Origin of the sequence: Cohnella fermenti, from assembly GCF_004801405.1 — a bacterium.
GTDB lineage: Bacteria > Bacillota > Bacilli > Paenibacillales > Paenibacillaceae > Cohnella > Cohnella fermenti.
Window position 1 is genome coordinate 1 of sequence record NZ_SSOB01000021.1, and the last position, 20,369, is coordinate 20,369.

Consider the following 20,369-nt stretch of genomic DNA (forward strand, 5'->3'; position numbering starts at 1 on the left):
AAGAGACCTAATGCCGCCAGAGGGAATAGACGCATGGGGGGCGATACCGGGCGGGATGGCAAGTGGAACGAACAGTCGATAGGCGGGTTTTCCTCTCATCTCCCTCTCCAACCGCCTCTTCGGAGCTTCGTTGTACGGGTTTCTCTACTAACTCCGCTCCTCCTGCCTCTCCGCAGTTGGCTGTTCATCACTGCGGATGGCCGCATACGGCAAATTTTCATGGTAGGGGGTGACAACACTCATGTTGTCATAGTTGTTTTTAGCATACATACGGCAACTCGAGACGGAAATTCCTCCACGAATGTAATTTTTCGCATATAATTGGGCAAAGTGCCCATTACGGGGCCATACCAATGTGGTTTTTCACATAAATTCGGCAGCCATCGAGTTGGGCGGGTTCGGCGGAATGAGCAGATTCGGACGAGTTGGACGAGTTCAGCGAGTTCAATGAATTCGGTGGATTCAGTGAGTTCATTGGGTTCAGCGAGTTCAACGGGTTCATTGGGTTCGGTGGGTTCAACGAGTTCAGCGAATTCCGCGGGTTGGATTCCGCGAGTTGCCGGCATGATCGACAGCCTCCGTCCCCCTTGTCATCGCTCGAATGAGCCAACAGTGGCTGGAATCGCGCCTGCCATGACGTGCCGAGTTGCGCCGAGCCATTATAATCGAAATTTCACTCATAACACGTCCCTTTTGACCATTTCAGGCCTTTCCCCCTTTCCCCCGTTCCCCATCCGCCTCCATCCCCTTCTCCCCATAATCCCGCATCTCCATCCCATCCCATCCAAATCCCATCCCTCCCGCTCCCTCCCTATACGGGTTGCCATCGCTTCTTTCATTAGTCTTTCATTGCTGTTTGATAGAATCCATATCGAGGGAAGTCTATCAAACGATTGGAAGCCCAATTCAGGCAATCTTGGAGTGAAGGAGCGACTACTGCACCGTGTCAGCATTCAACTGGAGAACGAGAATAAGTGTTGTGATGAGCATCGTATTGGCGCTTGGCTGGATGGTTCCTTATGGAACGGATTCCGTCCACGCAGCGGAAAAAGGCACTCGAGGTGCGGAAGGAATTCGAATATCCGCAGGAGCCGACCATTCGCTGTTGATCAAGCCCGACGGCACCGTCGTCGCTTGGGGCAACAATGTTGCCGGACGAACAGAGGTGCCGTCGGGGCTGAAGGATGTTACGGCCGTCGCTGCCGGCTTTGGGCATTCGCTTGCCTTGACAGCGGACGGTGTCGTTGTCGCTTGGGGGAACGGCGGCAATGGCCGAACGGCGGTTCCCGCTGAAGCAACATCGGGCGAGGTGACAGCAATCGCCGCAGGAGGATCTCATTCGCTCGCACTCTTGTCGAACGGGACTGTTATCGGATGGGGCGGCGTTGAAGATTTCCCCGGCGATGGCATCGATCAAGGCCAAGCGAATGTCCCCGCAGGGTTGACGGATGTGATAGCCATCTCGGCCGGCTACGTTCATTCGCTTGCGCTCAAATCGGATGGCACCGTCGTCGCTTGGGGCAACATCTCCTCTACTGTGCCTGGCGGATTGGATAACGTGGTGGCCATCTCCGCAGGTACATGGCATTCGCTTGCTCTGAAGTCGGATGGCACTGTCATCGCCTGGGGCAACAACAACGATGGACAATCGACCATACCGGCGGAATTGGCATTGGGCGGCGTGGTCGCTATCTCGGCCGGCGACCATCACTCCCTTGCGCTTAAATCGGATGGCACCGTCGTTGCTTGGGGGGCCAATACTTATGGTCAGACTACCGTTCCCAGCGGCTTGACCGATGTGGTAGCGATCAGCGCGGGATGGGACTTCTCGCTCGCGCTCAAGTCGGACGGCACCCTCGTCGCTTGGGGAGACAATTCGTATCATCAAACAGATCTGCCGACGGGCCTGTCTGCTCCTATTAAAGGGGAACAGATAGCCTCCTATCAGCAAGGTTTCTCCCCATTGGCACTGAAGTCCAACGGCACCGTGATCGGCTGGGGGAATAATTCCGACGGTCAGATCAACATCCCCAATGGCTTAAGCGGAGTGGTGGGAGTTGCTTCCGGTTATCTCCATTCCCTTGCCCTGAAATCGGATGGAACTGTGGTTGGCTGGGGCAACAATAACAAAGGACAGGCTCAAGCTCCGGCAACTTTAGATGAAGTCGTAGCAATCTCCGGAGGCGGTCTCTTCTCTCTGGCCCTGAAGTCGGATGGCACCGTCGTTGCTTGGGGGGACAATAGCTTCGGTCAGACTGATGTACCGTCAGACTTGGATGGAGTAGCGGCGGTCTCAGCCGGGCATAACTATTCTCTGGCGCTAAAGGCAGACGGCACCGTCGTTGCTTGGGGTTACAATAATTATGGTCAGACTACCGTGCCGACAGGCTTGGACGGAGTGGCGGCGATCTCGGCCGGAGTGTTTCATTCCCTTGCACTTAAGTCCGATGGCACTGTAGTCGCATGGGGGATAGATGAAGGACCCGGAGGCAGGACCGATGTGCCGGCTTCCTTGAATGGGGTAGTTGCAATTGCTGCAGGTTATTATCATTCCCTTGCTTTGAAGTCGGATGGAACTGTAGTCGCATGGGGGAACAATGACAACGGCCAGACTGATGTGCCCGCAGGCTTGAATAAGGTAGTCGCGATTACCGCAGGCCCCACCTATTCGCTTGCCTTGAAGGCAGACGGCAGCGTGGTCGCATGGGGGAGTAATAATGAAGGGGAAAAGAATATACCCGGCAATGCCAATCTGGACGATCTTGAGCTGGAGGAAGGGCCCTTCACGAAATCCTTCGATCCTGACGCCGACCCTGCAACCGATCCTGACGCCAGGTCCTACAAGTATTACTACGACGGATACTCTCCGACTAGCGTACACGTAATGCCGACGCTGACAAACTCGTACCAGACAGACCTGTACGTGAACAACGAACTGCTGCCGGTCGATTCCGACCGCACCGGCACGAAGACGATTAACATCGCCGGAGCGACGTCGGATACAGTCATTCCGGTTCGCGTCGAACCTTATCTGCTGCCAAGCCAGACTTATACGATAACGTTGGAGATCGATTCGACATCCCCTGACGTCCAGTTCGGCACGGATGGAAGCTCTACGCCGGCGACATCCGCATCGAGTACGGTAACGGTAAGCGATACGCAGAGCGGTGTCGACAACGATTCCTTGCAGTATGCATGGACGCAAAGCACATCCGAACCGGAAGCAGGAGAATGGACGGACTTCGACAACGGGGACACGTTAAGCCAGACGAGCGGCGATGGCAACTGGTACTTGCATATTCGAGCGACGGATGCCGTCGGGAATACGACGGCCAATGCCGTATCGCATCGCTTCGTGCTGGATAATACCGCTCCGTCGGCAACCGTATCCAGCTCGGCGAGCGGCACCGTGAATGCCGCCTTCCCGGTTACGATAACCTTCAGCGAAGGGGTAAGCGGAGTCGCCCTGGAAGACTTGACGGTTGCCAATGGCGTTGCGTCCGATCTGGCGTCCGTGAGCTCGGCAACCTACGCAACTACTTACACGGCAACGATCACGCCGACAACAAGCCGCCAGAACGTAACGGTATCGATTGACGCGGATGCAGCCATGGATGCGTTGGGGCACGGCAATACGGCGTCCAACACGCTGACCTTGATGTACGATACGACGAAGCCGGTCGTGGCCTTCGGCGGCTTCACCGACCTTCAGACCTTCGCCGCTCCGCCGACCGAAGTGTCCGTATCCGTCAGCGAAGCCGTCTATTGGATCGCCGACGGGACCGAGCCGGATTCGGCCAATGCGCTGCCTCTGATCGGCATGACGAGGAATGGCGACGCATTCTCCGCCTACACGCCAAGCTATGACGAGACTTCCCATACCTTCACTATAAGCTTCGACGATGTGCTTGCGGACGGCGTTTACGAAGTCAGCGTTGCCGGCGGCGTGGTCGAGAATGACATTCACAATTCGCTGGATGCGGCGAGCGCGAGCTTCACCGTAGCCGTTCCCGTGATTGCGGATCTGACGATCAGCACAGCGCGCCTGCCAAGCGGCGGAGGCGATATCTCCATCACCCTGACGGGAGTTAATCTGACCGGACAGACTGTGCAGGTGTACGTGGATGGAGTTGAAGTCGACACGGCTGCAATCGACAGCGACACGAGTGCAACGGCCACCGTATCTCTTCCCGCCAACACGGCCTATAGCGATAAGGACTATGCGATAACCGTCTACCTTAACGGGGTTGAAGTTGCCGGCCAATCTGCGACGGCTGCTGTCAGTGCGAGGCCGATACCGGTCGCCAGCCTCTCCGGCAATGCGGATCTGACTGACATGACGGTAAGCGCGGCAGGCACGGGGCTGGTTCTGTCCCCTGCATTCGCACCCGAGACGACGCAATATACCGTAGAGTCGGATGCGGAACAGATCGAGCTGCGAGTGACTCCGGCTCACCCGAATGCCATTGTTGCCCTGCAAGGCGAACGTATCGGGGAGAAGACGACCATCCCTCTGACGATGGGAGCCAACGCGCTGACGATTACGGTGCGGGCCGAAGACGGAACCTTGAAGACGTACACCTTGACCGTTACCCGCACGGATGCCTCCGATGCGACAGTTCCGGAGTGCGCATTCACAGATATCAAGAACCACTGGGCGGAAAATCAAATCTGCGAAGCGGCCGAGCTGGGAATCGTGGAGGGAGTAGGTGCCTACACCTTTGTGCCGAACGGATACGTCACCCGGACGGAATTCGCCGTTATGCTGCTTAGGACCCTCGAGCTCCCGCTTGGCAACGAGTCGAACGAATTGGTCTTCAGCGACAAGGCAAGCATCCCCGAATGGGCACGGCTGGCGATGCAGTCTGCGAAAGCCGAAGGAGTGACCGATGGTTATCCCGATGGAACCCTCCGCCCGCTGCAGACGGTCAATCGCTCCGAGATGGCCGCTATGGTCGCCAAGACCATGGGATGGGAAGCGACATCCCAGGATAGCCCTTCCTTCTCCGATGCCGCCGCCATTCCGGGCTGGGCAAGAGGGTATATCGAAGCCGTCCGGGAGCACGGAATTGTAGAAGGACGAGACGGCAACGAGTTCATGCCGGCCGGCTTAACCACGCGAGCCGAGGCTGCGGTCGTTCTTCTGCGGCTCTGGCATACTCTCCACTAACTTTATAGATTCGAAGCAAGCCGCTCAGCCTGGCCCGCATGGTCATTCCCTATGACGATGCGGGTTGGGCTGTTTTGTCGTATACTGGATAGTGGAAAATTCCTTCTTGCCATTCGCCCTTTTACGTCAAACTTACAGGGATCAGCCTCATGAGCGCCACCATGGAACTTGTTTTTATGATTGCTTCTGTGATCATGACGGGCATCATTCTATATTTTGTTTACGGATTCAGAAGAGAGCGCGGAGTCAAGCATCTCATCGGCGTCATCGTGTGCCGGATGATTTACTCGAGCAGCATCATTCTGGAGAGAAACAGCGATCTGTTGGCGGACAAGCTGATCTTCCGCAATATCGAGAGCACGGCGCTTAATCTGATGGTGCCCTTCTTCCTCCTGTTCGTGTATCAGTTGATCGGTCGCGACAAACTAGTGAAGCTCGGGTGGCAGCTCGTACCGTTCGCGTTCGCCGCGCTCTGGTCGCTGATGTCGTGGTTCAATCCCCGGCTTCACTTGGTTTATCGTTCGGTTGAACTCGAGAACGGGCATTTGATGACAACAAGAACCGCCTATTCCATGGGGTTCTCGAGCATTTGCCTCGGTATTCTGGCCGTGTGTCTCTACTTCCTGTTCCAGTATGTGCGGAGCATCCGCAACGACTTCCGCAAGCCGGGAATGTGGGTTCTGTTCCTGAGTACGTTCCCGGTTGTCCTCGAAGCTGCCAAGCTTCTGAAGCCCGATTGGTCGTCCTGGCTGCAGCCGGCATCCGTCTACTGCGGCTTCACGGGAACCATCATGCTGGCGATCATGCTGCGAATCAAGTTTTTCTCCATCGTCCCGATTGCCCGAACTATCGTGCTCGATACGCTTCAGGAGAGCATCTTGATCGCGAATGCCTCCGGCAAGATCATCGACAGCAACAGGCGAGCCGCGGAGTGGTTCTCGGAGGTCGGCTGCGGATCGACTGACGGCCGGAATATCGCGGAGGTGCTGACGGCTTGGCCGGAATGGCTGCATCTGTGCACAACCATGCAACAAGGCCGTGTCGAGATCGACGCGTGGCTGGGCGGAGAGAGGAAGATATACAGCGTGGCCGTCTACCCGTTGCTTGTTCTGCGCAAGCAAGGACAGGGCAGCATCTCTCTTATCGTCGATATAACGGAGAAGCAGCGGCATCTCGAGCAGATTGCGCAGCTCAACCGGCTGAAGGATCAACTGTTCACCATCGTCTCGCACGATATTCGCAGCCCGTTAGCCATGCAGTATCAGCTAGTGGAGCTGCTGGAAGAGGACAGAGACCGCCTCGACCCCGACCATCGGGAGATCGTCGAGACGCTCGGCGGCCACATCCGGAGCACGCTCGGAATGACGAATAATTTGCTGGAGTGGTTCCGCAGCCAACGGGAGGATATGCTTCTTCGTCCGCAGTGGCTGGAGCTGGCGGAGGTGGTGGAGGATTGCCGCCGGATGCTGCTTATTCCAAGCGAGGCCAAGCGCATCGACCTGAACAATCGGATCGCACCGGGCATCCGCGTGTATGCCGACCGGGAAGCGCTCGGCCTGATTGTCCGCAACCTGTTGTCCAACGCCATCAAGTTTACCGAACCCGGAGGGGCTGTCGATGTGTCGGCCGAACGGTCCGGAGATACCGTAACCGTGTCCGTCCGAGACAACGGAATCGGGATGGAAGAGGAACGGCTTCGACAGTTGCTCGACGAGACGCCTCTTAGCCCATCGGCCGGCACCTCGGGAGAGAAGGGGGCCGGGCTTGGCCTGCTCGTCAGCCGGCAGTTCGTACAGCGGAGCGGCGGGAGCTTGTGGGCGGAGAGTCAAGCCGGACAGGGGAGCACCTTTTACTTCACCATGAGAGGCGGTGCAGAGGGATGAGAGTTCTCGTCGTTGACGATGAGCCCGCTATGCTGCTCGCGATGAAGCGGCTGCTGAAGAACGTGGAAGGCGTGGAGCTTGTCGGGAACTTCCGAAGCGCCCAAGAAGCGCTGGAGTTCGTTCGGAACGAAGAGGCCGATCTTGTCTTCCTGGACATTCAGATCGCCGAGGACAACGGGCTGGAGCTGGCCCGCAGCCTGCGAGCGGCTCGAGCGGACCTGGATATCGTCTTTACAACCTCCCATGCCGAATACGCGATCGATGCTTACGATGTGTATCCGTTGGACTTCATGGTGAAGCCGATCTCCCGAACGCGTCTGGTTCAGACGATAGCGCGGGCGGCTGCGGGCGGGCGAACCCTTCCCGGAGGCTCCGGCAGTTCCGTGAGTTTCGCGGGTTCAGGCAATGCTGGCGTTGCCGCCTCCCCTCCTCTGACGGTTCGGGGGCTGGGCTGCTTCGAGGTCGGCAGCAAGCAAGCGGGAACGGTCAAGTGGATCTCCCGGAAAAGCATGGAGCTGTTCGCCTATCTGCTCATGCATCGGGGCCGCAGCGTAAGCAGGCTTCGTATCCTAGAGGACATTTTCCCGGATATGCCGCTTAAGAACGCGGAGCTGTACCTCAATACGGCGGTCTACCAGCTCAGAAAGGCCCTGTCGCTGCATGGCGCCAAAGAGATCGTCGTCACGGCGCAGGAGCAATACCGAGTCGACCTGGATCATGCGGACGTCGACTTCATTCGGCTTGAGACGGACATGGCAGAATTGGCCGAGATCAACCAGGAGAATGCGGCGGCGGCCATCGAATTGGAGCGGCGGTTCGCAGGCGAGCTGTTCGAGGATAAACCGTTCGAATGGGCGGCGATGGAGCGCGAGCGGCTGTCGTTGCTGTACGACTCCGTGGCCAAGCGCCTTGCAGGCTGGCTCTTGGAGGAGAGGCGCTATAGCGAAGCCCTGGTCGTCGCGAGAAGATTGGTGTCCCGCAATGAGTTCGAGGAAGAGTCCAATCTCTTGCTTCTACGAACGCTCGGCGATATGGGAGACCGGCAGGCTCTATCCCACTATTATGAGCATTACACGCAACTGCTGCTCCGCGAGCTCGGCCTTGCTCCTTCTCCGGAATGCGCCCGGCTGTATGAGCAATACTTGTAAGAGGAGTAAGATCGGCTACAGAACTACTTCGCCATGAATCAAACAAGAACCTATGTTCTCTTTCTTCTTGCGCAATCAAACCCATTTGTTGTAAAATGGAAGCGGTCACTCGTAAAATTTCGACTTGGGGAGGTTAAGGAGCATGTACTACTCGAAGGAGACCATTGCGCAGATTGTCGACCGCGTCCATCTTTCATTACATGACTTTGACTCCAGCACTTTTGACTTAAATCCCCCCTTTAATGCCGAAGCTGCAATTATAGCCTTTGGTGGACAGATCACCGCCAAGCACACCGACTTTACCGCTTTGAATTACAGCATTGGCGAGGTCAGACCGCTTCAACCTTATTCCGAGAAGCGTTTTGAAGTCAGTATTCCCTTCGACGAATACCCCCCGAGAAAAAATTTCACTTTGGCGCATGAACTCGGGCATGTCATCCTGCACTATCAATGGGCCGATCAGAATCAATGGGAGAAGAATTGTCGGGAAATCGAAGTGCTCCAGCGGAATTTGAGCCCGAACCGCATCGAATATGAAGCCAATTATTTTTCCGCCTTCTTCTTAATGCCGGAGAACCACATTCGAAGCGATGTCAGTCGTATTCTTGCCGATGCCAGCATGTCGTCCAATCTTCTGATAGAACAATTGGCCGAGAAATATAACGTATCCCTCAAAGCGATGGAAATAAGACTCAGTCAACTGGGCATTTTGTGAGGCCGTCCATGTCCAAACATCCCACTCTCGATTTGCAGCAATATCCGCCCACGGCAGGCCCCAGCGCGCTGGATCGTCTGAAGTTGTTCCTGTCCTTCGACATCGTAGGCTCCACCGAGCACAAGCAGAAGAATCCGGAATCGTGGCAAAGCGACTTCAACTCGTTCTACGTGGAGATCGAGAACAGAATCAGGCTGCTTAATTCAAGAATCAATCGACATGGGAGAGAGATTTATAATATCCGGCCATGGAAGCGGCTCGGAGACGAGGTTATTTTTGAGACGGACATCATCTCCAGCAAGTATTTATTGAAGGCGCTTGACGGGGCATTCGAGGTCCTCCATACGACTGCCCAATTCCTCGAAAACAATGAAAGGGCGAAGCCTTATTTAAGTTTGAAAGCCGCCGCTTGGGTTTGTCCCGTGGACCATAAGAGCAATATTTCCCCGGAAGGCACTCAAGATTTTATTGGCAAACATATCGATGAAGGATTTCGGGTCGCAGGCAATTTCGCGAAGAGAAGACAGCTTGCCGTAAGCTGTGAACTCGCTTATTTGGTTGCTTCGTTTAACGAGCACTCCCCCTTGGAACCGTTTTATTTCCTCGGCTACAGACCGCTTAAGGGAGTGTGGCAAGGCAGCTACTACCCCGTAATCTGGTTCTCCAACAATCTTGAGCAATCCTTAACCCATCTCCCTTTCGACCAACAAGAGAAGTGCGAATTGACCAAGCTATTGGGCGAAGACAGGAAGATGAGCTGTCGCGTTATGAAGTCAACGCTGGAACGCGTAATACGGGAGAAACAACTCGATTCACATGCGGCATCCATGGTTGATTACTTGCAGGCTGAACCCCAAATTATTTACAAGAGAGAGGATTTCCCCGTCAAAGTTGAGGTCCATAACGCTATTATCTGCTACGACGAGGCAAACCAAAAGTTCTTGCTGCACAAGCGCCCCTCCCATCGGGGAGTTGGAGCCCATAAATGGGCGGCACCCGGCGGCCAAATTAACATAAATGAATCTTTGGAAGCCTCCTGCAGAAGAAAGGCGTACGAGGAGCTAAATATCTCGGATATCACCCCCAAGATGGATGTCGTGGTCCCATACTTTATACCATCGAACGAGATCGGCGTGGGGATCAACGGGTTCAGGGTTCTTTGTCTTATTTCTCCGGCAGAGTGCAAACGATTCGTCGAGAAAGACGATCCCGATGAGAAATTCAAGTGGTTCTCGCTCAAGGATCTGTCCACAGTTAACAAAGAGGAGACCGTCCCCAATTTGTACGAAGAGATACTTACATTATTGCAACATTTCAACGTCAGTTCTCAATAAGAATATTACAATAGCAACCCCATTCTTCCGATAAAATAGGAGAATGGAACTAGTCAACGATTCATTCTGTCAGGATTAATATTATAAAGGAGAGGTACAGAGATGCAATATCAGTTCGTCCAACAGGTCAAGATCGTAGATATGAATGAAGAGATCATAGCGGAAGTGCTGTTCGAGCATGGGGAATTCGAGACGGCTGCCTTGTCGATCGGCACCTCCGTCCTGATTCAACAATTGGGCCTGAGAGAATTCACCGTCGTCTATGACAAGAGAGAGGGCAAGATCGCCCGTTACAAAATCGCCGATATCGAGATCGATCTCATCGCACAGCCGACCGTCACCCGGGTTTATCTGGAGCCGGTGACGCTTATTGTCGGCCAGCACGATATCGGAGCCATGGCCTGACAGCCGCACCCGATCCTTCATCGCATAGGGCAACGGGACAAGCCGGCATCCTCCCCCCTCGAAGGGGAATGCCGGCTTGTTGCGGTTCGCTGTGTCTGGTAATTCAATCTCACTTCCCGGTAAGACTGTCGACGACAAACTTTAATTGGGCCTCCAACGACACGGGGTCGCTGTAAACGAATCCTCTGCCGTCGTTCCGGAATACGCGATTATTTTGGACGGCAGGCAAGCCTTCCCATATGGGTCCTTCGAAGACAACCTCCGGATTCTCATTCCCCGTCCATCCGCTGATGAAGATATAATCGCCTGCATATTCGGGCAACAGCTCCAACGACAGTTGTGCCCATCCCTTGCCGCTGTCGATCGCTTCCTTCTGGATAATCGGCGGCGCCTTCAGATGGAATTCCCCATAGATGATATCTCCGCCTCTTCCGAATGCCCCGTACGCATAAAATTCCTTGGCGCTCGACTCGTCGAAGATGGATACCGTTCTATCGCCAACCGCAGCCTCGACCGACGGCTTGTTCTCTGCGATTTGCTTATCCCATGCAGCGATCCAGGCTTCCGCCTGGGCTTCCCTGCCTGTCATCTTCCCGAATTCCAGCAACTGCTCTCTCATCGGCGTACCGTAGTCGATCGCTACTGTCGGCGCAATCTTGGACAGGCTCGAGATCGCTTCTTGATCGTTCCAGATAATAATCAGGTCCGGATTCAGCTCCACAATCTTCTCAAGCGGAACGTCCTCGCCGATATTTTCCACCCCATCCAGCTTGCCTTGCAAGTAGTCATTATCGAACGCCTCTCCCCCGGCGCCCACGGGCTCAATGCCGAGCGCAAGCAAATGGCCGACATAGGCCCCGGCCACCGCAACGATCCGGCGAGGGTTTCTCGGCACTTGAATATCTCCGTTTATTGCGTTATAAGTCATGGTTCCGGAGCCGCTTACTGTCTCTGTTTGTGCGGTTGCCGCGCTTGCTCCGTTACTCGCGGAATGGTTCGCCGAATTTGTATTCGACGCGTTGGAGCACGCACTCAGCAATAAGGCAAGGCATAACAATAGAGTGACTCCCACGGACGCCCCGTTTCTGTACATCGGTAAATTCCCCTCTTTTTCATAATGATAATAGTTCTCATTATAATTTTGAGGTTTATGCGGCACAATGGACGATCCGAGCCAAGCGATTGGACGATTGAACCCCCTCTTCTCTTCCTTCGACCGGTCTTTGAATTGCTTCGGGTTGAGTCCGGCAACCTTCTTGAAGATTCTCGTAAAATAAGACACATCCCCATACCCGACGCTGACTGCCGCCTCCTGTATCGTAATATCCGTTCTGCGCAATAATTCCTTGGCTCTGTCGACTCTTATTCTAATCAAATAATCAATAATGCTGTTCCCCGTATCTCTTCTGAACTGCTTGGACACATAAGGCACACTGTAGTGGAAAATCCGCGCAAGCGATTCTCGAGTAATGGGTTCGCTGTAGTGATCATGCATATATCGAACGACCTGCGCCGTAAGGTTGGGACGGGCTAAGCCAACCTCCTCGTGTTCCAACTGTTGCATCACTGCGTGAACAAATTGGAGAAACAATGTCTTCACGTGGAATTTCTCCAGCCTGCCCGATCTTCGCCATTCCTGCAGCATCCTGTCGGCCAGCGTAAATAAAGAAGCCGGATAGAGTGGAATAAAGCCGTATTGCAGCCGGAACGGGTCCTGCCGGTCCAGAAGACGCAGGATCTCCCGGTCGCAGGGCAATGAGGCCGTTGCTTTATAGAGAATTAAGTAATATTCAAACGTGTCTTCCACCGAAGAGATATCGAGACAAGCGCCTTTGCCGCCATGCAGGACATAGAACCGACTCACCCTATGCTCGGTTCCATCCATTCTCACCTGCGCGCCGCCCCCTGTTGCATATAGAAAGCCGCTTGCGGGTAACCGGTAAGACCGCAATTCCTCCCCCAGGGTCATTGATGTGTGCCGTACATCCATTATCTTCACGGCTGCGGCATTCCATAGGAGAACGTGGTCTTGTATATTCAGGTTGGCACGCAATCGGTGAGCCTCCCAAGTTGAGAATAGTTATCATCATGGAGATTATAATCGATCCGCCCGGCAAGCTCAAACTATGGGTAGTTTAAAGGCAAGGATTGCGTACCGCTTACTCGATAGCTTCGAGCTCTTCACGAATCGACTTCAGCTCTTGCATTCCTTTATTAAGTATTTCTTTGGGCGGCTGGAATCGAATAGATAGCTTTTTCCCCGTTCTGCTAATCCTCCAATCCCGTGATGCTTTATCAAAAAACAAATCGTAAGTTTCATCCAAATGTTGACCGAAGGCTGTTAACTGTTCTTTATTCATTAACGGCAATTTGGATTTGAATTGATTAACAATCTCTTTGTACTCTTGATCGAATTGTTGAATGACTTCTAAATAATCGTCGTAAAGCTCATATTCTGCTTGTACCTCATATGCAAAATCCATAATGATCGACTCTCCGGGCACGGCCAATATCCAATATAGACCGGATTGTTCCTCGCTAACAGGGAGATATGCCCCCTCTTTCGCTGCTAATTCATTAACAAACGCTCTGAAATATCCTAATTCCTTTCCCCTTTCAATATATTCATTCATGATAATTCCTGTTTCCAGTGCAGTTTGATTTGATTTACGGTCAAAATACATTTTCAATAAAAATGCATTTGCTAAAATCGAAAGGAACAGACAGAACGCTATCGCACTATTTTTATTCACTTTTTTCCCTCCCCGATCAATAATATCCTATGATATGCGCGAACACTACCGTTTATGGAACAGCCCAAAGAGGGCTGCAGCAGTCTGCCCAACGGCAATCTGTCGCAGCCCTCAAACCCGCGTCCGACGCGGCCTCTCGGTTCTTACTCTTCTCCCATCGCCACCGGATTCTCGCTGTAAGAGATCCAGTCGCTCCACGATCCGGCATAGAGACGCACCTTCTCGAACCCGGCTTCGCTCAAGGCGAGGACGTTCGGCGTGGCGGTGACGCCGGAGCCGCAATAGACGACGAGCTCCTTGTCGCGCGGGAGATCGGCGAAGTGCGCGGCGAGCGCCTCCGCGTCCTTGAACCGGCCCTGCTCGTCCTGCGTGCCCTTCCAGAACTTGTTGCGTGCGCTGGGAATATGACCGGCCTTCTTGTCGAGCGGCTCGACCTCGCCGCGGTAGCGTTGGGCATCGCGCGAATCGACCAGCACGCGCTCGTCGCCGCCGAGCGATTCGCGCACCTCGTCCGCCTCGACGAGCATGCTGTGCTGCACGGTCGCGAGGAACGCCGAAGGGATAAGCACCTTCTGGTCGGCGTTCACCGGGAAGCCTTCGCGCACCCAGGCGGAGTAGCCTTCGTCCATGACGAAGACATTCTCGTGGCCCAGATAGCGGAGCAGCCACCACAAGCGGGAGGCCATCGCGCCGCCCTGGTCGTCGTATGCGACGACGCGGGAATCGTTGCCGATGCCGATGCGGCTGAGTCGGGAGGCCAGCTCGGCCGCATCGGGGAGCGGATGGCGGCCGCCGTGCCCGTCCGGCTCGACCGGAGCGGACAAGTCCCGCTCCAGGTCAAGGTAGACCGCGCCGGGAATATGCGCTTCCTCGTAAGCGGCGCGCCCCGCATCCGGCTGCCCCATCACGAAGCGGCAATCCACGATAACCAGATCGGATTCGTATAGACGGGCGAGCAGCCATTTTCTAGACACGATGTGCTTCATTAAGGATCTCTTCCTCTCCATCATTAATCGATTATTGAGCCGTTGAAGGCGACGAAGTATGAGAGCGGCTCGTCCTTCGAGCCAGGGCAAGCGCCGCCAGCACGATGGCGATCATCGCGGCGGAGAACGTGAAGAACAGCCATCTCGATGTCGACACCGCGTATTGGTCGAGCGCCCAGCCGATCAGCTTCGGCATGATCGCTCCGCCGAGCAGCCCGCAGGCGATCAGCAGGCTTGTCGTCCGCTCGGTAACGCCGGGCACGGCACGATTCGTGAACACGAGCCCGATGGCGAACAAGCCCGAGAACGCGAATCCGGCGATGAACGAGAAGACGAACATCTCCGTCGTTCCTCCGCTAAGCGCCATCACCAGGAAGCAAGCCGCACCCAGCGCGGAACCGAGCAGCAGGTACATTCCGCCGCCGATCCGGTCCGCCAGTTGGCCGGAGATGAGACGTCCGAGAGTCATCGCAACCCAGAAGGCGCTGATGGAGAGCGCCGCCGACGCGTCCGACAAGCCGTTCTCCTGAACGAGCATGGACGGCAGGTAGTGGACGAAGCTCATCTCCATGCCGACGTAGACGACGAAGAACAGCGCGCAGCAGCCGAGCAGCAGCCCATAGCGTCTTCCTGCCCTGCCGCTCCATCGCCTTCCCGGAGTCGACGAGCCCGGCGCAAGCGACGCATCGCCGCCCCCGTGCCCGGCACCGTCTCCGGCGTGGGCATCGCCCCTCGCCCCGAGAAGCTCGGTCGGCCACAGCGTAAGCCACAGCACGAAGGTGACCGCCGCAAGCGCGCCGACGATCCCGAAGGCGAGCTTCCATTGCCCCGCTTCGATCAGCGCCGCTCCCGCGAACGGGATGATGAGCGCGCCAAGCCCGAAGAACGTCTCCAGTCGGCTCATCGCCACGTTCGCCCGTTCCCCGGTCGCCGAGATGATCAGCGAGCCGATCAGCGCTTCGATGATGCCGAAGCAGAAGCCCGTCAGCGGCGCGACGGCAAGCATCGCTCCCCACTCCGGTTGAGTCATATAGATAAATTCCATCATCGCCATGCCGAGGAACGATGCGAGCAGCAGCCCTCTCCTTCCAATCCTGCCGATCAGCAGCGGAGCCGCCATCGTGCCCGCGAGTCCGCCGAGGAATTGGTTCATAACAAGCTGGCCTCCGTCGCCGTACTGCACGCCATAGGCATGGACCATCGGCTCGAGCACCGACCCCACCACCAGTTGGCCGAGACCGATCGTCAGATAAGCCATGCACCCCAGGAAAATCAACCGAGACATCTTGATGCCGTACTCCTCTCCAGCCCCACCATCCAGCCAACCATGCAGCCGACCATACAGATTCGCCTGCGATTCGATCATGTCGAAGCCGCGCCGCCGGATCGTTTCCTTCGAGTATACCATGAGTCGCACGATCGCCGCTCCTTCTTTATACCGACACGGACTTCATGTTATCTTGATATAGGAGCAATCGGAAGGACGTGAGCAGCAAGTGAGATTCATGAGAACCCGGCAGGCGGTCGCGATTCCGGAATTCCGCATCGGCGCGATGACGGAGGAGGACGGAGCGGACATTGCCGAGTGGCGATACCCGCCTCCTTACCACCTGTATCGTTGGCCTTCCTGGGAACGGATGGTCGACGAGGGGCTGGAATTCGGCGATCCTCACATCCGCGCCCGGCAGTACGTCTCGATCCGGAACGAGGAGGGCGAGTTGATCGGATACGCGCAGTTCTTCCCCATGGTCGGGGTCGTGCGGCTTGGCCTCGGGCTTCGGCCGGACTGCTGCGACCGAGGCTGGGGGACGGCCTTCGCCGAAGCGATCGCGCGCGAAGCGGCGCGGAGATCCCCGAACGCCGAGATCGACCTGGAGGTCGAGACGTGGAACAAGCGGGCGATTCGGACGTATAAGCGAGCGGGATTCAAGATCACCGACAAGTACAAGCGCGAAGCCTCGAACCGGACCGTGACGATCTATTGCATGAAGCTTCAGGCTTAGAGTCCCCCTGGCCCCTGATCCGATGACCTTTGTGATTTTATACGATTTTTCACATTCTTCGGCTTGGATTGGAGAAAATCGCGGCGTTTTATGCGTTTTTTAGCATACATCCAGCGTACCGGGCCGGAATTTTCTGCATTTATGCTATTTTTCACATAGAATCGCCTAAACTTCCGTTATCTCGTCGCGCCAATGCGGTTTTTCGCATAAAATTCGGGGGCCGTCGGGCGGAAGCGGAGACGAGGGCTTTATCGACGGCTCCACATGCGAGCGAGGGACGAATGGGTCAGTCGAACAGGTCTCCGAACAATCGCCGCCCATCCGCCCCATCGTTGCCGCCGCAGGATTTGCGAAAAAAAGCTCATCTCTCTAAATCTTTCGTCGCCAGATGACGATAACACTAGTAACGTGTCAGGTGCGTGCGACAAACCAGCCACGCAACTTAATTCAGAGACAAGCTGGGGTGTACGAATGAAGAACTCAACAATAATCGGGCTTATCCTAGGTTTCTTCGCGCTAATCGTGGGGATGATCCTGAAGGGAGCTCCGATCACGGCTCTTATCTCCAACCCGGCCGCTTACGTTATCATTCTTATCGGGACCGCCGCTTCGGTCGTCATGGCCTTCCCGAGCCGGGAACTGTCCAAGGTGCCGAAGCTGTTCAAGATCATCTTCATCGAGCAGAAGCTGATCTCGAAGCAGGAAGTCATCACGATGTTTATGGAATGGGCTTCGATTACGCGTCGCGAAGGTCTGCTCGCCCTGGAAGCGAGAGTCGACGAGATCGAGGACCAGTTCCTGAAGAACGGCATGCGCATGATCATCGACGGGAATGACCAGGACTTCGTACGCGACGTATTGCTTGAGGATATCTCTGCGACGGAGGATCGGCACAAGGCCGGCGCGCAGATTTTCTCGCAGGCGGGGATGTACGCTCCGACGCTGGGGGTTCTCGGTGCGGTTATCGGCTTGATCGCCGCTCTCGGCAATCTGGAGGAGATGGAGAAGCTGGCCCATGCCGTCGCCGGCGCCTTCGTGGCCACCGTTCTCGGTATCTTCACCGGTTACGTGCTCTGGCACCCGATGTCCAATAAGCTGAAGCGCTTGTCCAAGCGCGAAGTCGAGCTTCGCTTGATGATGGTGGAAGGCTTGCTGTCCATTCAATCCGGCGTCTCCACGACGGCAATCCAGCAGAAGCTGTCCGTCTTCCTGACGCCGACCGAGCGCCAACGCATGGCGGAGAAGGAGGAAGCCGCACGTGAGCAGAAGGAATCGGCATGAGGAACACGAGGAGCACGCGGACGAGTCCTGGCTGCTCCCCTACTCCGACTTGATGACGCTCCTGCTCGCCCTGTTTATCGTCCTGTACGCGGCGAGCTCGATCAATATCTCCAAGCTTGACCAACTAAGCGAAGCGTTCAACAGCGCCTTCTCCGCCGGGCTCGGCGTTCTGGACAAGAGCGCGCTGATCGAGTCCGACGATGAAGCCAGCAAGAGCCAGAAGCAGCGCCATGAAGAGCTTGGCCTCAAGGTCGAGCAAGAGAAGCTGAAGCAGCAAGAGCAGGAGAACCTGGAGAAGCTGAAGAAGGAGCTTGACCAGTACATCAAGAAGAATGGCCTCGTGACCCAGCTTGAGACGCAGCTTAACCAGTCCCAGCTCATGATCACCATTCGGGACAACGCCCTGTTCGCCTCCGGCAGCGCGGCCGTCAAGCCGTCCGCTCAGCAATTGGCAGTCGCGATCGGCGTCATGCTGCAGAAGTATCCCGACTTCGAGATTCTCGTGTCCGGCCATACCGACAACCAGCCGATCAACACGCGCGAATTCGCCAACAACTGGGAGCTCAGCTCGCAGCGGGCGCTTAACTTCATGCAAGTGCTGCTGCAGAACTCGTCGTTCGATCCGAAGAACTTCAGCTTCATCGGCTACGGCGAATATCGCCCGGTCGATACGAACGACACCGAAGCCGGCCGCGCGAAGAATCGCCGGGTCGAAGTGTCGATCCTGCGGAAGTATACCGACAACAGCGCGACCGACACGGTTGTCAGCGCCATCTCGGAGGACCTGAACGCTCCGGCGGCCTCGGCAGCGACAACAACGGCGAATTAGCCAAGAACGCATAACGCAACGGGCAGCTTAACGCATTACTGAGCGCATAATGAATAAATAGACGAAGGGGCCGTTCCGGCAGTCATTGACTGACTCCCGGAACGGCCCCTGTCTCATGCTCCTCTAGATTGTGCCCCGCTCCATACGTTCCATACGCTCCATACGACCTATATGCTCCATACGCTCCCTGCGAATGGTTGCCCACAGCTCGAGATTCCTCCAGATCGCGACCACGTCCTGCCCGTATCGGAAGCCGAACGGGCTCCACTTGCCGTTCAGATCCTCCCAGAACCGCAGTTCCCCCCGATACCCCAGCTCGTCGATCGCCTGCAGTCGGATCGCGGAACGGCCAAGCTCCGGCGTTGCGCGTCCGGGAAGCTCCTCCGCCTTCGCGAAGCGATAGAGCAAGCGAATATGCTCCTCGATGAAGCTCTCCGTCCACCGCTCGTCCCGGCCGGTGCTTCCCCACAGATCCGGCAGCCGATTCGCCGCCCAGGGAACGAGCCGCTTCTCGGACAGCCAGCGCGCTTCGTAGAGCGCCTGGCAGAACGCCACGTCCCCGCGAATGCCGTAGGCGTTCCCGCAGTCCACATACCGCTGCGCTCCTCCCTCGCCGATCCGCAGCCGGCGTCTGGCGGCGAAGTCCTCGAGCTCCGCCGCCGTCAGCCCCGCCTCTCCCGCGATCGGCGTTTTGCCGGAAGGGTCGCCCCCCTGCTCGATCCGATAACGGCGATCTTCGACTAGCCGCATGCCGTTCCCCCCATTCCCTCTCCTTGTCCTTCTCATTGTATTCGGGGCCTGTCGATAACTTGCACTTCAGGCTTACTCTGCTACAATTTAAACCATCAGGCTGAGGATATTTAAAGGATATTCACATATTCACGGGTGGAAGTCCCCTTCATCCCCACAGGGGTGTGGATAACCGAAGCGGCCTAATCCCTTGATCTGATAGGGTTGTCGCCGCACGTCCAAAAGAAATCCACATCTTACCCACAGAAATAAACATGGTGTGCATAAATATGGGGACAACGAGCAGTTATCCACATAATTGTGCACACCATGTTAACAACGAATACACGTTCGCGGTAAAACCGAGAGGAGATAACACGGATGACGGATTACCAGCAAGAAGACGAGAGATGGATGAATGAAGCCATTCGTCAGGCGAAACTAGCAGAGGAGATCGGAGAGGTGCCCATCGGCGCGGTTATCGTCCGGGACGGCGTCATCGTCGGCTCCGGCTACAATGTCCGGGAGACAACGCACGATCCGACCGCACACGCCGAGATGGTCGCCATACGGCGAGCGAGCGAATCACTCGACGCATGGCGACTTCTGGGCTGTACCTTATATGTAACGCTTGAACCTTGCCCGATGTGTGCGGGCGCCATTCTCCAATCCCGCGTAGAGCGGGTTGTGTACGGAACCGCCGATCCGAAGGCTGGATGCGCAGGCACGCTGATGGATCTTCTAAGCGACCAACGCTTCAACCATGTGACCGAGTGGACCTCAGGAGTGCTTCAGGAACAATGCGCCATGCTCTTGACCGACTTCTTCCGACGACTTCGAATTCGCAAATAAAGCAAGGGAATGAACAGGCTGCCTGCTTTTGCAATGATCCATGCGACTCTTCTGTAGCTGAATAATCAATCGATCCGCTTCTTCGCTAACTGCGACAATCTCCGGGTCGGTCAGATTTCCCAGGTCGTTCGCCATGTCGTAGAGCCGATTCTGCAGCATCTCCAGGCGATGGATGAGGATGCTATTATCCATTAGGGCTTCTGGCCGCTCCTTTCGAATTAGATTATTCGTCACACAGCGATACCATCCGTGATCTAAACTCATTATATGATATATTTTCA

16 protein-coding genes and 1 pseudogene are annotated in these 20,369 nt (G+C 55.8%); 10 read left to right on the top strand and 7 right to left on the bottom strand.

Annotation, left to right across the window (positions count from 1 at the left end; genetic code table 11):
- Positions 1 to 982: 982 nt before the first annotated feature.
- The 6 genes from E6C55_RS16970 to E6C55_RS16995 all read left to right on the top strand — a co-directional run bounded on the left by E6C55_RS16970 (position 983) and on the right by E6C55_RS16995 (position 10,655).
- On the top strand, positions 983 to 5,170 hold the full coding sequence (locus E6C55_RS16970) for an RCC1 domain-containing protein (RefSeq protein WP_136371008.1): 4,188 nt from the start codon (positions 983 to 985) through the stop codon (positions 5,168 to 5,170).
- A gap of 176 nt (positions 5,171 to 5,346) precedes the next feature.
- The gene (locus tag E6C55_RS16975; protein WP_168735701.1) at positions 5,347 to 7,053 is read left to right on the top strand and encodes a sensor histidine kinase; all 1,707 of its coding nucleotides are present in this window, start codon (positions 5,347 to 5,349) and stop codon (positions 7,051 to 7,053) included.
- Positions 7,050 to 8,201, top strand: a complete 1,152-nt coding sequence (locus E6C55_RS16980) for a response regulator (RefSeq protein WP_136371010.1) — start codon at positions 7,050 to 7,052, stop codon at positions 8,199 to 8,201. Before E6C55_RS16975 ends, E6C55_RS16980 begins: the two co-directional genes overlap by 4 nt.
- Positions 8,202 to 8,343: 142 nt before the next feature.
- Positions 8,344 to 8,916, top strand: a complete 573-nt coding sequence (locus tag E6C55_RS16985) for an ImmA/IrrE family metallo-endopeptidase (RefSeq protein ID WP_136371011.1) — start codon at positions 8,344 to 8,346, stop codon at positions 8,914 to 8,916.
- A gap of 8 nt (positions 8,917 to 8,924) precedes the next feature.
- A complete protein-coding gene (locus E6C55_RS16990) occupies positions 8,925 to 10,250 on the top strand; it encodes an NUDIX hydrolase (protein WP_136371012.1) in 1,326 nt (441 codons plus the stop codon).
- Positions 10,251 to 10,352: 102 nt separating this feature from the next.
- Positions 10,353 to 10,655: a hypothetical protein gene (locus tag E6C55_RS16995; RefSeq protein WP_136371013.1), complete on the top strand. Its 303-nt coding sequence runs from the start codon at positions 10,353 to 10,355 to the stop codon at positions 10,653 to 10,655.
- Positions 10,656 to 10,764: 109 nt separating this feature from the next.
- Here the strand turns inward: E6C55_RS16995 and E6C55_RS34705 are convergent, their stop codons facing one another.
- The 5 genes and pseudogenes from E6C55_RS34705 to E6C55_RS17015 all read right to left on the bottom strand — a co-directional run bounded on the left by E6C55_RS34705 (position 10,765) and on the right by E6C55_RS17015 (position 15,802).
- Entirely contained in the window at positions 10,765 to 11,550 is a 786-nt protein-coding gene (locus tag E6C55_RS34705; protein WP_230986721.1) for an ABC transporter substrate-binding protein, read from the bottom strand.
- Positions 11,551 to 11,886: 336 nt separating this feature from the next.
- Positions 11,887 to 12,645: pseudogene (locus E6C55_RS35410) on the bottom strand (helix-turn-helix domain-containing protein); the annotation flags it as partial.
- A gap of 169 nt (positions 12,646 to 12,814) precedes the next feature.
- Positions 12,815 to 13,408, bottom strand: a complete 594-nt coding sequence (locus E6C55_RS17005) for a hypothetical protein (RefSeq protein ID WP_136371015.1) — start codon at positions 13,406 to 13,408, stop codon at positions 12,815 to 12,817.
- Positions 13,409 to 13,551: 143 nt separating this feature from the next.
- Positions 13,552 to 14,394: a sulfurtransferase gene (locus E6C55_RS17010; RefSeq protein WP_136371016.1), complete on the bottom strand. Its 843-nt coding sequence runs from the start codon at positions 14,392 to 14,394 to the stop codon at positions 13,552 to 13,554.
- A 31-nt stretch (positions 14,395 to 14,425) separates the two neighbouring features.
- Positions 14,426 to 15,802, bottom strand: a complete 1,377-nt coding sequence (locus E6C55_RS17015; RefSeq protein WP_230986725.1) for an MFS transporter — start codon at positions 15,800 to 15,802, stop codon at positions 14,426 to 14,428.
- Positions 15,803 to 15,899: 97 nt separating this feature from the next.
- Here E6C55_RS17015 and E6C55_RS17020 point away from each other — a divergent pair, with 97 nt between their 5' ends.
- The 3 genes from E6C55_RS17020 to E6C55_RS17030 all read left to right on the top strand — a co-directional run bounded on the left by E6C55_RS17020 (position 15,900) and on the right by E6C55_RS17030 (position 18,507).
- On the top strand, positions 15,900 to 16,397 hold the full coding sequence (locus E6C55_RS17020; protein ID WP_136371101.1) for a GNAT family N-acetyltransferase: 498 nt from the start codon (positions 15,900 to 15,902) through the stop codon (positions 16,395 to 16,397).
- Positions 16,398 to 16,868: 471 nt separating this feature from the next.
- The gene (motA, locus tag E6C55_RS17025) at positions 16,869 to 17,678 is read left to right on the top strand and encodes a flagellar motor stator protein MotA (RefSeq protein ID WP_136371017.1); all 810 of its coding nucleotides are present in this window, start codon (positions 16,869 to 16,871) and stop codon (positions 17,676 to 17,678) included.
- Entirely contained in the window at positions 17,656 to 18,507 is an 852-nt protein-coding gene (locus E6C55_RS17030) for a flagellar motor protein MotB (RefSeq protein ID WP_136371018.1), read from the top strand. Before motA ends, E6C55_RS17030 begins: the two co-directional genes overlap by 23 nt.
- 123 nt (positions 18,508 to 18,630) lie before the next feature.
- Here the strand turns inward: E6C55_RS17030 and E6C55_RS17035 are convergent, their stop codons facing one another.
- Complete coding sequence (locus E6C55_RS17035) at positions 18,631 to 19,257, bottom strand: hypothetical protein (protein WP_136371019.1); 627 nt, start codon at positions 19,255 to 19,257, stop codon at positions 18,631 to 18,633.
- Positions 19,258 to 19,617: 360 nt separating this feature from the next.
- Here E6C55_RS17035 and tadA point away from each other — a divergent pair, with 360 nt between their 5' ends.
- Positions 19,618 to 20,088 (top strand): tRNA adenosine(34) deaminase TadA, encoded by a 471-nt coding sequence (gene tadA / locus E6C55_RS17040; protein WP_136371020.1) that lies wholly within the window; start codon positions 19,618 to 19,620, stop codon positions 20,086 to 20,088.
- Here tadA and E6C55_RS17045 read toward each other — a convergent pair.
- Positions 20,017 to 20,352 (bottom strand): aspartyl-phosphate phosphatase Spo0E family protein, encoded by a 336-nt coding sequence (locus tag E6C55_RS17045; RefSeq protein WP_330999632.1) that lies wholly within the window; start codon positions 20,350 to 20,352, stop codon positions 20,017 to 20,019. The two genes, tadA and E6C55_RS17045, sit on opposite strands and share 72 nt — an antisense overlap.
- Between the last annotated feature and the right edge of the window lie 17 nt (positions 20,353 to 20,369).